Source organism: Dyadobacter sp. SG02, assembly GCF_900109045.1.
Classification (GTDB): domain Bacteria; phylum Bacteroidota; class Bacteroidia; order Cytophagales; family Spirosomataceae; genus Dyadobacter.
In genome coordinates this window covers 41,028-54,231 of record NZ_FNYL01000009.1, presented here as the reverse complement: position 1 = coordinate 54,231, position 13,204 = coordinate 41,028, and the positions used below count along the sequence as shown (strand labels likewise).

Annotated in this window: 12 protein-coding genes; 9 read left to right on the top strand and 3 right to left on the bottom strand. The window is 45.1% G+C overall.

The window, feature by feature from the left end:
- Positions 1 to 94: 94 nt before the first annotated feature.
- The 3 genes from BMW93_RS21020 (at position 95) to BMW93_RS21010 (ending at position 3,030) form a co-directional block, all read left to right on the top strand.
- Positions 95 to 1,054 (top strand): helix-turn-helix transcriptional regulator, encoded by a 960-nt coding sequence (locus tag BMW93_RS21020; RefSeq protein WP_090380939.1) that lies wholly within the window; start codon positions 95 to 97, stop codon positions 1,052 to 1,054.
- A 702-nt stretch (positions 1,055 to 1,756) separates the two neighbouring features.
- Positions 1,757 to 2,197, top strand: coding sequence for a hypothetical protein (locus BMW93_RS21015; protein ID WP_090380936.1), 441 nt, complete (start codon positions 1,757 to 1,759; stop codon positions 2,195 to 2,197).
- A gap of 368 nt (positions 2,198 to 2,565) precedes the next feature.
- A complete protein-coding gene (locus BMW93_RS21010; RefSeq protein ID WP_143061693.1) occupies positions 2,566 to 3,030 on the top strand; it encodes a hypothetical protein in 465 nt (154 codons plus the stop codon).
- 20 nt (positions 3,031 to 3,050) lie between these two features.
- On the opposite strand, the gene BMW93_RS21005 is transcribed toward BMW93_RS21010, so the two are convergent.
- The gene (locus BMW93_RS21005; RefSeq protein WP_143061692.1) at positions 3,051 to 3,482 is read right to left on the bottom strand and encodes a GNAT family N-acetyltransferase; all 432 of its coding nucleotides are present in this window, start codon (positions 3,480 to 3,482) and stop codon (positions 3,051 to 3,053) included.
- A 498-nt stretch (positions 3,483 to 3,980) separates the two neighbouring features.
- On the opposite strand from BMW93_RS21005, the gene BMW93_RS21000 reads away from it, so the two are divergent.
- The 3 genes from BMW93_RS21000 (at position 3,981) to BMW93_RS20990 (ending at position 5,457) form a co-directional block, all read left to right on the top strand.
- The gene (locus BMW93_RS21000; RefSeq protein WP_090380928.1) at positions 3,981 to 4,490 is read left to right on the top strand and encodes an RNA polymerase sigma factor; all 510 of its coding nucleotides are present in this window, start codon (positions 3,981 to 3,983) and stop codon (positions 4,488 to 4,490) included.
- Between the two features lie 4 nt (positions 4,491 to 4,494).
- Positions 4,495 to 5,169, top strand: coding sequence for a hypothetical protein (locus BMW93_RS20995; RefSeq protein ID WP_090380926.1), 675 nt, complete (start codon positions 4,495 to 4,497; stop codon positions 5,167 to 5,169).
- Between the two features lie 66 nt (positions 5,170 to 5,235).
- Positions 5,236 to 5,457 (top strand): Kazal-type serine protease inhibitor domain-containing protein, encoded by a 222-nt coding sequence (locus BMW93_RS20990; RefSeq protein WP_090380923.1) that lies wholly within the window; start codon positions 5,236 to 5,238, stop codon positions 5,455 to 5,457.
- Positions 5,458 to 5,537: 80 nt separating this feature from the next.
- On the opposite strand, the gene BMW93_RS20985 is transcribed toward BMW93_RS20990, so the two are convergent.
- Positions 5,538 to 5,921 carry a hypothetical protein gene (locus BMW93_RS20985; protein WP_090380921.1) on the bottom strand — a complete coding sequence of 128 codons (384 nt, stop codon included), beginning with the start codon at positions 5,919 to 5,921 and terminating at the stop codon, positions 5,538 to 5,540.
- Between the two features lie 653 nt (positions 5,922 to 6,574).
- Between BMW93_RS20985 and BMW93_RS20975 the strand changes: the two genes are divergently transcribed.
- Both BMW93_RS20975 and BMW93_RS20970 read left to right on the top strand, forming a co-directional pair.
- Complete coding sequence (locus tag BMW93_RS20975; RefSeq protein WP_090380916.1) at positions 6,575 to 6,988, top strand: energy transducer TonB; 414 nt, start codon at positions 6,575 to 6,577, stop codon at positions 6,986 to 6,988.
- Positions 6,989 to 7,283: 295 nt separating this feature from the next.
- Positions 7,284 to 8,249 carry a serine hydrolase gene (locus BMW93_RS20970; RefSeq protein ID WP_177194153.1) on the top strand — a complete coding sequence of 322 codons (966 nt, stop codon included), beginning with the start codon at positions 7,284 to 7,286 and terminating at the stop codon, positions 8,247 to 8,249.
- A 192-nt stretch (positions 8,250 to 8,441) separates the two neighbouring features.
- Here the strand turns inward: BMW93_RS20970 and BMW93_RS35525 are convergent, their stop codons facing one another.
- On the bottom strand, positions 8,442 to 8,606 hold the full coding sequence (locus tag BMW93_RS35525; RefSeq protein WP_177194152.1) for a hypothetical protein: 165 nt from the start codon (positions 8,604 to 8,606) through the stop codon (positions 8,442 to 8,444).
- A 242-nt stretch (positions 8,607 to 8,848) separates the two neighbouring features.
- Between BMW93_RS35525 and BMW93_RS20965 the strand changes: the two genes are divergently transcribed.
- A complete protein-coding gene (locus BMW93_RS20965; RefSeq protein WP_090380911.1) occupies positions 8,849 to 13,036 on the top strand; it encodes a hybrid sensor histidine kinase/response regulator transcription factor in 4,188 nt (1,395 codons plus the stop codon).
- The last annotated feature ends 168 nt before the right edge of the window (positions 13,037 to 13,204 follow it).

Below are 13,204 nucleotides of genomic sequence, written 5' to 3'. Positions count from 1 at the left end.
TATTTTGTTTTTGTATTTATTTCGGTTTTCATTAGCAAAATTAACGTATGTTTTGAGGGTAAAATAGCCGTGAAATATATAATAATAGTCGAAAATGAAACTATCGCTCACTGATCATGGACAGGGTATTTTTCACCAGTTTGCCAGGGCTATTGGCGCTACGATCGATGGCAGGTTTATTTATATCCCCGAGAGTAAAGGGGGAGGTTTTATCACGGGCTTTAACTGGGGGAGCGATCTGCGGATAATGATCCGGCATTATTATTTAAAAGATGAGATTGTCATCGAACGTACAAACAAACTCGCCGAAGGACAGGACGATATCGTGTTCCGGTTAAGCGGGATCTTCCCTCCATTAATTGAAAGTGATGGCAAGTTAGCTATTGAGCAGCCGAATGTGATGATCTGCCGACATGCAGTATCCTCCATTATTGAAATGCCGCTGAATACCGTTTTCGGCAGCGCGACCATAGCGGTTTCCCGACAATACCTGCGGGAGCTTTTTGGTAACTTGGATCATCCGCTGGCAATCAGTATTCTGAATGCGCATGAAAACTTTGTTTATGAAACCGGTATTTCCCCGGAGATGGTCCAAACGGCCAGTTGTTTTCTTCGGCCGGTTGTACCGGAAAGTCTGGAAAGCCGTTATGCCAAATTAAAATGTGAAGAACTCCTATGCCTGGCTTTTTCGCAGTTATTGCAAAGGGATGCTGTACAGGCAAGCAGTATGCATATCAACGATATCAAGGCTATTTATGCAGTAAAATCAAAGCTTTTAACCGACATCCATGAGCCACCAAATATCGCGTCCTTAGCGCGGGAAGCCGGGATGAGCGAGCCTAAAATGAGAAAGTTATTCAAGCAAACTTTTGGAAAGGGCGTATTTGAATATTATCAGTATTCGAAAATGCAGTTGGCGGCAAGTCTGTTGAAACAAAAACGTTTAACAGTTTCCGAGGTAGGCTACCAACTCGGCTTTACCAACCTAAGTCACTTTTCCAGGGTTTTCGAACAGCATTTCGGTATAAAACCTAAAAAGTTTCAACAAGTTTGACGGGCGGAAACCTGAGCACATCGCCTCCCTGCATTTCTTTGCAGACATAATGGTTAACGATGGTGTTCCTCTCGGAGAGGCGCACCTTGGTGCGCCTTTTTGTGATCCCGCTGGGATTACAGAAAACCGCGTTTCCGGTGCAATTTCGAAGCTTTTTCAAATTGGGGTCCCAAAAAGGGTCCCACAGGATTTGACTCGTTTTGATTTGTTTTGTCAGAGCTGTTTGTGCTGCCGTAAAAATAGGAAATTTTAGAGCAAAAGACTTAATTGAACCGGCCCGAATGGACTGTCAACTGTTGCTGCTTTTAGATGAAAGGAGTCGACATTCGACAGAATAGCAGCCATAGAGCAGATTTACAATGGATAGGAATTTACGGATTTAAGTTAGGCAAGTTCTTTACGATTACTTAAAAATGGGAAATTATGTCAAGGGATCTGCTCCGATCGTTAGAGAAAATCATGTACTAGATACCGTCCAAATAGCCTAGGCAACATGTTACAGCTGCCACGAACATTTCGTGATGAGTTGCCGGGGAATGTTCGTGGCAGCGCCGCCGGTACTTGATGTTTGGTTGTCGCTGCAACCGGTGAGGTACCGGAGTTGATATTTGAGGTAAATTTGCCTTCACTGGAAATAACAAGAATATTTCTATCAGGAAAGGAGGGTTTTGTGAGACAAGATCTTTTCACTTAGTTTTTCATATGAGCACAGAACCGGCAGCAAATTACAGGAAATACAGGTGGTTTTGGCTAGTTATAAATTTATGCTTGTCAATTTTCCTCATTTTCATGACGTTTGGATTATATCGGAACGCTGCAAGACAAGACGAGATTGGAAGTAGGGGAGAGTTGGTGTACATGAAAATTACGGGTCTAGAAAGAGGAGCTGATACCCTGAAATTTCCGGATCACATATATGCAGTATATCTCGGAGAAGAACATGATTTCACCTGCGGGAGGAAGTATTTCCGTAAGATGATGACGGCTGATAGCATTGAAGTCCGATACGATTCGGCAAGCGGGGCGGCCGCTCTACCTGGATCTGGAAGAGTTAAGCACGAGGCATTTTTATATATAATGATTATTGGAGTATCAATGGCAATAATTTGGAAGAGTATACAGGAATTCATCAAGTATAGCTGACGTAGCATGAATCGCGCGATTTCTGACACATTTATTGCTTTTTGCATTGGATAATATTTGACACGTCTTCTTTCGAAGATATGCTTGCTTACCCGCAATCATAACGCTATTCGTTGTAAAGTAAGTGAAAAGCGGAACCATCAGCTCTATGCGGAAAAGTGACTTCACTCCACTAGATTTGTAGTAATTGCTGCGAATACGAAAACTGAACTGCTTATGGCTGTTTTCCAAATGGTGTGTTTACAAATTCGGTCTAAGAGTTTTTATCAACCTCACTCATCAAAGATATTTTGAAATATCTGTATTTGCTTTTGATGGTACTCCTCATTGCATCCTGCATCAGAAAGCGACTTATTCCAGTCAAATCAATGAGTTCAAGCCTGGTATTTAACACAGCATATCATCAGTTTTACTTGGTAGACAAGGGTTCTGATAACGATACTGGGGGCGATTTCTGGTCCGAAGAGACGTTAGCAGACCGTCTCGCAGTCAATAATAGATTAATTGGTGTTAGTACAGCTAGCTATGGGAGAATTCAGGCAGAGATCAATTTTTTTGAAAAAGAGCCAGTTATCCAGGATTTGTCAAGATTCGATCATGCTGTTGAAGCAGGAATAGCGATTGAATCGGGGGTAATTGAAATTGCAGATTGTCCTAATTCTGCCGTGATGAAGGAAATAAAAGTGTCTCCGGGAAAATACAGATTCCGAATCTACTCTGCTAACTTGGTTGGCGTTGTCGACGATGACGGTGCTGATTCGTACATAATTGAGATCTGGCCGAGCGAGGACTTATCATTTAAAGCGCTAAAGAGATTTTACAATGGAAACTAAACGGAGTTTAACTTCCTCGACTAGGGCAAAGACTTTTTGAAATAACTGGCCTTCGTGCGATAACCTAACTTTTCGTAGAAATCTTTTGCTCCGAAGGTGGCCAACGAAATTAATCGACAGCCTTTTTCTTGACACAATTTCTCAAATTTTTGCATCATCTGAGACCCGATGGATCTGGCCCGACTGCCACTATCAACTACCACTTCATCAATGTAGGCGACCATGGCACTTGCGTAAATCGCTTGATGAAAATAGCCCGATATGTAACCAACAACCATCCCTTCCTGAGTAGCTACCAGTATGCAGTGGTTATCATCGGCCAACAAAGCGCTTAGGTGCTCCTGCAAATACTGCTCAGAAACCTGAACCGTGTCGCTGAGTTGGTTGGCAAGATGTAAAAGGGATGGCAGATCGTGCAGGACTGCATGTCGAATTATCAAAACTTGGTTCATATGCTCAGACAGAATGCTAGCTCGTAAATTCGAGCCGATGAATATATAAAAGTGAGATCCGTTTTTCAAGGATATTCTAGAAGTCTATTTTGTCGGGGATGTTCGATCTTAGCAATACCAATTGTATCTCAGATTTGTGGGTAAAATGTGACAGCGGCCGCTAATACGATGTAAATCGGTTGATAGGTGAAACGTCAGCCAGCATTGTCACAGATATTACATACGGCGCCGCAGCACAGTCAATACGCGAACCGTCAAAGCTAGTCGATTACAATATGGCTTTTCAGTTGTCGTGTCAATCAGAGACGCAAAAAATCCACCTACCGAGCCAACGAAATGTGTCGCTGAGCGGTGATCATACTGACAATCAACGATAGCAAATCGCCAAAAAGACCATAACTTCTGAAAGAAAATGGCCTTTACATGTGACATTATCAACCCAATGCGAATAATTGGAACGTAACCGCTCAGTTCTCCAATTAGACAATTCAATGCGCTATGCTGCTTAACAGAGATGCCGCTCAATTTTTGAATGTGGTTGATTCGAACAAAGGGATCATCTACAAAGTGGCAAATGCATATTGCCGTGACACGGAAGATCGGAAGGATCTGATCCAGGAAATTACCTTGCAACTCTGGTTGGCCTTTCCCAGATATGACGAGCAGTTCATGCTAACCACATGGATTTATCGTATCGCTTTGAATGTCGCGATCTCTTTTTTCCGCAAGCAGACCAGGCGTGACAAAATCACCCACCCGTTAACCGAAGAAATCCTTACGCTAACAATAGAAGACGAACCGCTGGACTTAGCTTCTGACTTAACTATGCTCCACGAGTTTATCCGGCAATTGAGAGAATTTGACAGAGCGCTTATGCTACTGTACCTGGAAGGTCACAGCCAATCAGAAATAGCAACCATTCTCGGAATCACAGCATCTAACGTCTCGACCAAAGTGGGAAGAATCAAGGAACAACTTCGTCGCAAATTTACCACCTTCAAATCTTAAAATCATGCAAGAATCAGAACTGATCGAACTGTGGCGTTCATATGATCGTAAACTCGAAGAGAACCTTGTTTTGAACCGACAGAATGCAGCAGCTATCACGCTCATCAAAATCAAGTCTATCGTCGGATCGATGATTCCGATGAAAATCTTCCTGATCGTTGTAAGCTTATTGTGGTTGTCCCTCTTATGCTTGGTTCTTTATCGGACCTACGACTACGCAACCCCGTTTTTCTGGTATTCGATTGCTATACATGTAGTGATTTTTGCTTTCGTAACAGGCGTCCATATTTACCAGCTAGTGTTGATTTACCAGACAGATCTCAGCGAAGCGCTTTTTACTACCCAAGATCGGCTAGCACGGTTAAAAGGGTCTACATTGCTGGTCACGAGGCTGATGTTCCTACATGCGCCGATCTGGACAACCTTTTCCATTCCTCAGCGGATGTTTGAGAACCCGGTATGGTCGACAGTTCAAATACTTATCACGATTATCTTTGTCGTTGCGGCTTTGTGGCTCTTCTTCAACACCAGATATGAGAACCGGGAGAAGAAATGGTTCAAGTTCATCCTGCGGGGAAACCAATGGGAGCCCGTCGTAAAGTCTATTGAAATGCTCCGTGAGATAGAACAATATAAAACTGGCGCAGCAGATATGTCTCAGAAAAGGAGGGTTTCGTGAGAATTGCAACCATTCTCGTTGAATAAGCGTCACTTTTGATATTTCAAAGATTTAATATGAAAGAACATGACCCTTAAATTGTATCACCCAATTCTATTGATGCTAATCGGATGTAGCGAAAAGGAAATAAATCGGAATTGCGCTGAGAAGCCGAGAGACAATTCTGGGTGCTACACAGTCTACAACCCAGTGTGCGGCTGCAATGGGAAGACATATAGTAATGACTGCGAAGCCCGGGCCCATGGCATCGAAGCATTTGTAATGGGTGAATGTGCTGAGAAAAAGTAAATAGAATCATAAACATGTCATTGCCTCAAATAACCTCCTTAATTGAGGCGTTCGCTACCCCGCCAATTCGGTGCTTAAAATTATCTACTTCTTTCTTCTAACTGCTTTAATTCATCAGGATACCTATCCATGAACTCTTCACCTTTCAAGGTCAGTCGTAATGTATAGGTGGGGCGCGCATTTAAATCCCACGATCTGGGATTGTCAAGAATAGGCAAAAAATAGCCTGCTTCCACGTCCCTCACCTTGGTTGTGAGGTGGGGGTCAGTAAATTCTTCTAGGACAGCTAGTTCTTCGAACAAGAGTTCCCGGAGCAAGGTGTAAACAACAGAGTATTTCTCAGGGAGTGTCAAAAAAGCATAGTGATTTATGTTTTCAAACAACTGATACAGGCCAAACAGACCTGCTTCAATACTCCAAAGCATAGCCAGTTTCTCTAGCTGTCGATCAAGAGCTACCAACATCTTTTGATTTTAGGATATACAACCGAAAGGCTAAGACCTCGATTGTTTACTAGCTAGCCTGTATCGTCTCAAATAACCTGGGTAAAATGTGACAGCGGCTGCTCAGATGCCTCAATACAGTTGATAGGTGAACCATCAGTCAGCACACTTAAAAATTCGACTTACCGTTGTTGCATCAACTGGCAGCTTGCGGCAAATTGACGCGATCGTCTCAGAAAACCAGGGGGCTGTTGCACAACTCAAAAGCTTCGGTCCTGTGGTGAACCTACTTTTACAAGAGCTCACGACGTTGTCGTGGACGCGGATGGAAGACTTTTGCCCAACCTTCTGCGTAATTTTCAAACTGATACTTAATGATCAAACCGCCCTTGATTGTAAGACCGCAAGTTGTGCAACACTCACCTACGTTATCTGAGACAATCCTTTTTTTCAATTTTCGGTGGTTGATATTTAAATCATTGAAGCAGAAAACATATTAATGCATTTCAGACGCAGCGCCCGGCGAGAATTGTCACTACTTCAAAAGTCTGGGGGAAGCATTATGCCCACTCGATCAACGCCCGCTACAACGGCCTGCCAACGCTTTGCAATCGGCCCATTAAGACAATATATAATTTTATTATATATTTACTCAATTCAACCGCTACAATGATATGATAAATTTGATAATAAGAGCGGCTTTTTTTGCGATTGCTGCCACACTTGGAATATCCACCCTAGTAGTTGCTCAGACGAAGGAGCTTAAAACTGAAACTGCACAACAGTCCACAGAACCGGTTTTTATGGTGGTCGAGAAGCAGCCCGAGTTTCCAGGAGGCAGCCTTGAACGAAGTAGATTTTTTTTCAGAAATCTTAGAATACCTAAGTCTATCAAAAGAAGAAGGGTCTTTGTATCATTAATAGTAAATACTGACGGCAGCTTGCAAGATGTATTAATTGTAAAAGGCCAAGGTCCGGAAGTTGATCAGGAGGTATTACGAGTAGCCAAATTAATGCCAAATTGGATTCCGGGACGCCAATCTGGCAAGCCCATCCGAGTGAAATATATCTTGCCTGTCGAAATTTAACAATGTATGATATGGCAGGTAAATTTGTCATCAAATGATCAGGGATTTGTGAGATTGTACCCAATTGCTTGGACTGTACATGTGAATCCAACCTTTACGCCGAAAATATTATCTTCATCTATAAAAATTTATACAAGATGAAAGCTCTACTCACCAGACTTATTTTTTAACTTAATTCCAATACTTGGATTAAGCAAATGTTTCAATTTCGTAATTTACTCTTATGAAATTAATCATTTCCCTACTACTGGTAACTATATCGATTAGCTCAAGCGCTCAACAGCGCTTCGCGCAAATGGAGCAGGCTATCACGGACGGTATCTACCCGAAGGTGCATAGCGTACTTGTTTTTCAAAACGGTAAAACCATCTACGAACGATATTTCAATGGATATCGCCGGGATTCACTGCATGACACCCGCTCTTCTTTTAAATCCATCACCAGCTTGCTGGTAGGAATCGCGATAGATAAGGGGTTGATCAAGAATGTGGATCAGAAAGTATGTGCCTTTTTTCCCCAGGACACGGCATTCAACTCTGACCCACTCAAACGGCAAATGACCATCAGAAACGTGCTTGAAATGCGCACCGGGTTGGATTGCGAGGAATGGAACAATACCCATGACTGTGAGTCTGAAATGGAGAACGCCTCAGACTGGGTTAAATTCTCGCTCGCACTTCCAATGAAAAATGCACCGGGGGCGGTGTGGGCCTACACATCCTGCGCCTCCATGATCCTAAGCGGTATTATTGAGAAAGCCAGCGGTATGTCAGTCATGCGTTTTGCCAAAGACCATCTTTTTTCGGAGCTGGACATCACGAACTATAAATGGACGATTGACCCGAGCGGGCATGGCATGACCGCTGGATCTTTTTACATCAGACCTGAGGATATGCTCAAAGTCGGAGAGATGGTACTTAATCGGGGCGAATTCCGTGGAAAGCAGATTGTCTCCCGCGAGTGGATACGCGAGTCAACCCGCGCAGAAATACTGATTCCCGAAGGCTCTTTTGTGAAAACCAGCCGCTCGACTGCCGCCATGCCACAGCCTGCCTACTATGGTTACCAATGGTACAATGAAGTGATCAAGACACAAACGGGCAGTTATACAATGGTTTTTGCTTCAGGGAATGGCGGGCAGTACATCATCATTATCAAGCAACTGCAGCTTGTCGTGGTATTCACACAAGGCAACTTTGGCAGCCGCGTAGCCAAGCAAGCCTTTGATATACTGGCCAAGTTCATTCTGCCTTCGAAATGAACTCTGGCTTGTTTACAGGCTTGGCTGCCGGCGTGTATCAGTAAATGGGGAGTGGTAGACCCGTTGAGCAATCTATTTTATAATTTGTCAGGTTACAGCCATACTGTCAACAGTTCTCTAAGGTATGTGTGCCGCTTTTCGGATTCACTTCAGTATTGCCGTAAAAGTAATTGAGACAATTGTAATAAATAGTTAGGTAGCGCGCCTTTCGAACGGCCTCTTTTTTGCCTTCTTTTCGAGAATCGCCACCAATTCGTCGAAGTCGCCCGGCAGCGCTCGGCTCATGCCGGCCATTTTTCGGGGCTTTGGTTTCGAATGCGAGAAGGGCAAGCCCAGGTAGGCATTTTTGGATTTCACAGGTGTCGTGCGATTAAATTGGATTGTAATACCACAAAGTGTTTTTCAATTTCGGCCCGCGCTTGGACGATAACCGAAAAATATCCTGGATTCGGAAAACGCCTAAACTTAGATTGAATCTAACACGGTGAGTGTATAACTCACGCACCCTTAAATATCTCAAAGCTGTGTTATACCAGTAACTAATTTTCTGCATGAATGTACCTGGTTTCGATAAAAAGGAACTAGATTGATAGTAAATCTTGCTGACCGTCATCATGATCAGGTTCGCTGTCTTGCTCTTGTTCACTCTCTCATTCTCCTTTTACAGAGGAGCAAGTCTTTTTGCCCAAACCACCATTATAGAGTCGGTTAGTATGCCGCCAGGTATTGATCCGCATGAGATCGCCGACATTCGTCAGGACACCCGGGGATATCTCTGGCTTGCGACCGGCTCGGGACTGCTTCGGTATGATGGCTACAATTGGACGGTTTACCAGCACGATCCGAAAAACGCAAATTCGCTTGCTGGCGACCAGGTAAGAAGTATCTGTCCAACGCGCGACGGGCTGATCTGGATCGGCGGATGGAGTGCGGGGCTGGATCGCCTCGACCCGGAAACCGGAAAAATTACCCATTATCAGGTTGTTAAAAGCAAAGAATACAAATACGAAGACAATGCAATCAGTGCATTGCTGGAAGATCGTCTGGGGAATCTCTGGGTTGGTACAGTGGGTGGATTATACCTTTTTGACAAGCCTACGAGTAGATTTATTCCTTTTAAGTCAGTTGCGAAAAATCCAAAAACGATAAGTCACCCGCAAGTTGCGACTATTTTCGAGGACAAAGAAGGCACAATTTGGGTCGGGACGGGCGATCAGGGCGGCATGAAGCCAATGGAAGGTGGCCTGAACAGACTCGACCGGAAAACATCCACATTCACACGGTACCTGCATAATCCCGGCGATCCGAACAGCCTGATCGAGAACCGGATATTTGCCATTTTTGAGGACAGCCGAGGTACATTCTGGGTGGGGACAGGCGGCGACGGCTTACATACTTTTAATCGAAAAACCGGAAAATTCACCCGGCACTCTTTTCAGGAAGCACATCCCGGCAGGCTCAGTCGCCCGTTTCCCAAAGAGAAAAACTTGCGTTCTTTTTCCACAACCGGGATCCGGTTTATCCTGGAAGACCCGGCACGCGGTATCTGGATTGGAACACTCGATGCCGGGGCAAACCGTTACGATCCAAAATCTGGCCTGGTAACCTGGTACAAAGCCGTAGAAAGTGGCATGCCCGATTTTAACCTTCTTTCGGCGTGCCGCACCCGGGACGGTACGCTTTGGATGGGGACCATACCGGGGCATTTAATCAAAATCACGACGAAGGAGAGCCCGATTTCAGAAGTGAAAACGCGCTCAGGCGTTCATTTTTTTGAGGAAGATTCGACAGGCACGTTGTGGATCGGGTCGATTGCGGGCCTGCTAACCGGCGATTTTGTCTCAAAAAATGCCGCTGAATGGCTTGCCAAGGCTGCAAAGCAAACCTCGCTGATGAGCGATCACGTAACACGGCTAAACCGCGACAGACAAGGAAACCGCTGGATTTCTACCTGGAACAATGGGCTATATCGATATGAGCCGCCGGCAGGCGGGCATTCGAAGGGGAAATTCACGCATTACCTGCACGATTCAACTAATGTGTCGAGCATAAGTCCGGGTGAGGCGGCCGGCTACTATCAGGACCGGGCGGGTACAAACTGGGTGCTTACAGCGGGAGGTCTGGATAAGCTGGACACCCGTTCCGGAAAATTTGTACATTACCGGCACGATGCACATGACAGTACCTCGATTAGCAACAATTACGTTCTGGCTGTACTTGAAGACCATACAGGCTCTTTTTGGGTGGGGACAAACAGCGGCGGGTTGAACCTGATGGACCGGAAAATGGGAAAATTCAGACATTTTTTGCCATGGGCTATTGTGACCCAGCTCATAGAAGATGCCGCAGGTACTTTGTGGGTGGCGTCCACAGCCGGACTACATTACTACGATCGCAAACGCGGTATTTTTGTAGCCTTCAATGATCCCGGCACCGGCAAATCGCTTCCATTTGTAAAGGCATTAATCGAGGATAATCACAAAAACCTGTGGTTAGCCGTCACGAATGGTATTGGGGCAATAAGTGCTAACCGGCGCTCTTTTCGGCTATTTGGTACCAATTACGGCATCTCGCCCGGTGAAGATTTCTTTTTTGGCGGCAGCTACAAAAGGCTGGATGGCAGCATTTATTTCGGTAGTATGGACAGATATTTCCATTTCCACCCGCAAGAATTATTGAAGCATCGCCCGATCGCGCCATTACTTCATTTTGCCGCTTTTCGTGTACATAACCGTGTCATCAGGCCTGCCAGCGGGTCCCTGGGTCTGGCTCATCATCAGAATGTCTTTTCCATCGATTTTGCGGCCATCGATTTCCGGCATCCGGAACTGCATTTGTATACCTATAAGCTTGAAGGCTACGATCTTGAATGGCATCCGATCAGCGCGGTACGAACGGCTGATTATTCCAATGTGCCACCGGGAAGTTATAAATTCCGGGTTAGGGCAGCCAACAGCGATGGCATATGGGTTGAAAAGTCAATGTCTGTCCTGATCTCGCCTCCATGGTGGCGAACGGGCTGGGCTTATATAATGTATGCCCTAATGCTGGCCGGGCTTTTCTTTGGCGGCTGGCAAGTTTTGTTACTTCGCGAACGCGCAAAAAACGCATTGAAAATCCGTGAGATCAAAGCGCAGCAATTACTGGAAATGGACCGGCTAAAATCCGATTTCTTTACCAATGTAACCCATGAATTTCGAACGCCATTGACGCTCATTCTGAGCCCATTAGAATATTGGCTTTCAAATATGGCTGAAAATGATCCGTATGCTCCCCAGTTCCGGAGCATGCTGAGGAACGGCAAAAGCCTGTTGCATCTGGTCAATCAGTTACTTGATCTTTCCAGGCTGGAAGCGGGCAAAATGCCGCTCGATACGCAACCTGGCGACCTGATCCATTTCGTAAATCGTGTCGCCGGCTCGTTCCATTCTCTTGCGGAAAGACGTCGAATTCAATTTCAGGTAGCGACGCCGGAAGGAAGTCTCTGGTTGCAATTTGATGCGGATAAGCTGGAAAAAGTATTGAACAACTTGCTTTCCAATGCATTTAAGTTTACGCAGGACAATGGGCAAATTTTAGTGTCACTGCAACTATCGCCAGTTTCAGAGATTCAGCAAAAATCTTCTGACAAACCAACCATTTGGGCTGAAATAAAAATCAAGGACAATGGAACTGGGATTTCGGCTGATCAGCTCGAACGGATTTTTTATCGGTTTTATCAAATAGATCATTCAGTCGGTCGCGATCATGAAGGCTCGGGGATCGGTCTGGCGCTCACACGTGATCTGGTGGAATTACATCATGGTACCATCAAGGTGTCCAGCACGCCCGGTCTGGGCAGTGAATTTGTGGTCTTGTTACCGCTAGAAATGCTTCATTCAGCGCAAACTGGCCAGTTAAATACGGTGCCAGTTATTGCAAAAAACAGTCAGTTCCATGAAAACATTGAGGTGAGTATTTCGGAAAAGATCATACAGGAAAGTTCGGATTTAAGTCCTGGCATTCCACTGGTTCTGGTCATAGAAGATCATACGGATCTTCGTGATTTTATAAAGCGCTCACTAACAGAACATGGGATTTATCGGGTTATTGAAGCAGTCAATGGTGCCGAAGGTTACAGACTCGCTCAGGAACAAATCCCGGATCTGATCATTTCGGATATCATGATGCCATCCCAGGCGGGTATTAAAATGGATGGTCTGGATGTTTGCCAGCGCTTGAAAAGTGACCAGAATACAAGTCACATACCTGTCATTTTACTTACTGCCAAAACTTCGGTTGAGAATAAATTGCAGGGGCTGGGCACGGGCGCCGATGATTATCTGACTAAACCGTTTGAGGTGCGGGAACTGCTCATCCGCGTTGGTAACCTAATCGAGGGCCGGCGCCAGCTAAAAGAAAGATATACTCGCGAGATTATTTTACAGCCCGCTAGCATTGCGATTTCCTCCGTAGACGAACAGTTTTTAAGTAGGGCGATGGCAATCATTGAGCAGTATATGTCTGATGAAAATTTCAATGTAGAAACGTTTGGCAAGGAAATCGGCATGAGCCGGATGCAACTATATCGCAAGCTGCAGGCATTGACAGGCCATTCTCCCAGTGACTTCATGCGGACCATCCGTCTTCAACGCGCCGCCCAGCTGTTATCTTCCAACGCAGGTACCGTATCTCAGATCGCCGATCAGGTCGGTTTCGCTTCGCATTCCTACTTTTCCAAATGCTTCCAGGAACAGTTCGGCAAGACACCATCCGCATTTGTTGCAGAACTCGACCGCACACTTTAAGCTGTGAAGACTTACTGACGTTTATAGCTCACCGGTTACCAGTTTTACAGCATTTGTTACAACCGTTGCAGTGTTAATGCATATCAGAAAATTGCGTTTCCTGCATGTTACCAGCCTGCCATATTGAGGGCTAATTGTGCTAACTAATGACTGCCCGGGGTAATTACC

Bases quoted from the DNA above. Each gene is read 5' to 3' on its own strand.
- BMW93_RS21020 (WP_090380939.1), top strand. From the start codon at position 95: ATGAAACTATCGCTCACTGATCATGGACAGGGTATTTTTCACCAGTTT.
- BMW93_RS21015 (WP_090380936.1), top strand. From the start codon at position 1,757: ATGAGCACAGAACCGGCAGCAAATTACAGGAAATACAGGTGGTTTTGG.
- BMW93_RS21010 (WP_143061693.1), top strand. From the start codon at position 2,566: ATGAGTTCAAGCCTGGTATTTAACACAGCATATCATCAGTTTTACTTG.
- BMW93_RS21005 (WP_143061692.1), bottom strand. From the start codon at position 3,482: ATGAACCAAGTTTTGATAATTCGACATGCAGTCCTGCACGATCTGCCA.
- BMW93_RS21000 (WP_090380928.1), top strand. From the start codon at position 3,981: ATGCTGCTTAACAGAGATGCCGCTCAATTTTTGAATGTGGTTGATTCG.
- BMW93_RS20995 (WP_090380926.1), top strand. From the start codon at position 4,495: ATGCAAGAATCAGAACTGATCGAACTGTGGCGTTCATATGATCGTAAA.
- BMW93_RS20990 (WP_090380923.1), top strand. From the start codon at position 5,236: ATGACCCTTAAATTGTATCACCCAATTCTATTGATGCTAATCGGATGT.
- BMW93_RS20985 (WP_090380921.1), bottom strand. From the start codon at position 5,921: ATGTTGGTAGCTCTTGATCGACAGCTAGAGAAACTGGCTATGCTTTGG.
- BMW93_RS20975 (WP_090380916.1), top strand. From the start codon at position 6,575: ATGATAAATTTGATAATAAGAGCGGCTTTTTTTGCGATTGCTGCCACA.
- BMW93_RS20970 (WP_177194153.1), top strand. From the start codon at position 7,284: ATGGAGCAGGCTATCACGGACGGTATCTACCCGAAGGTGCATAGCGTA.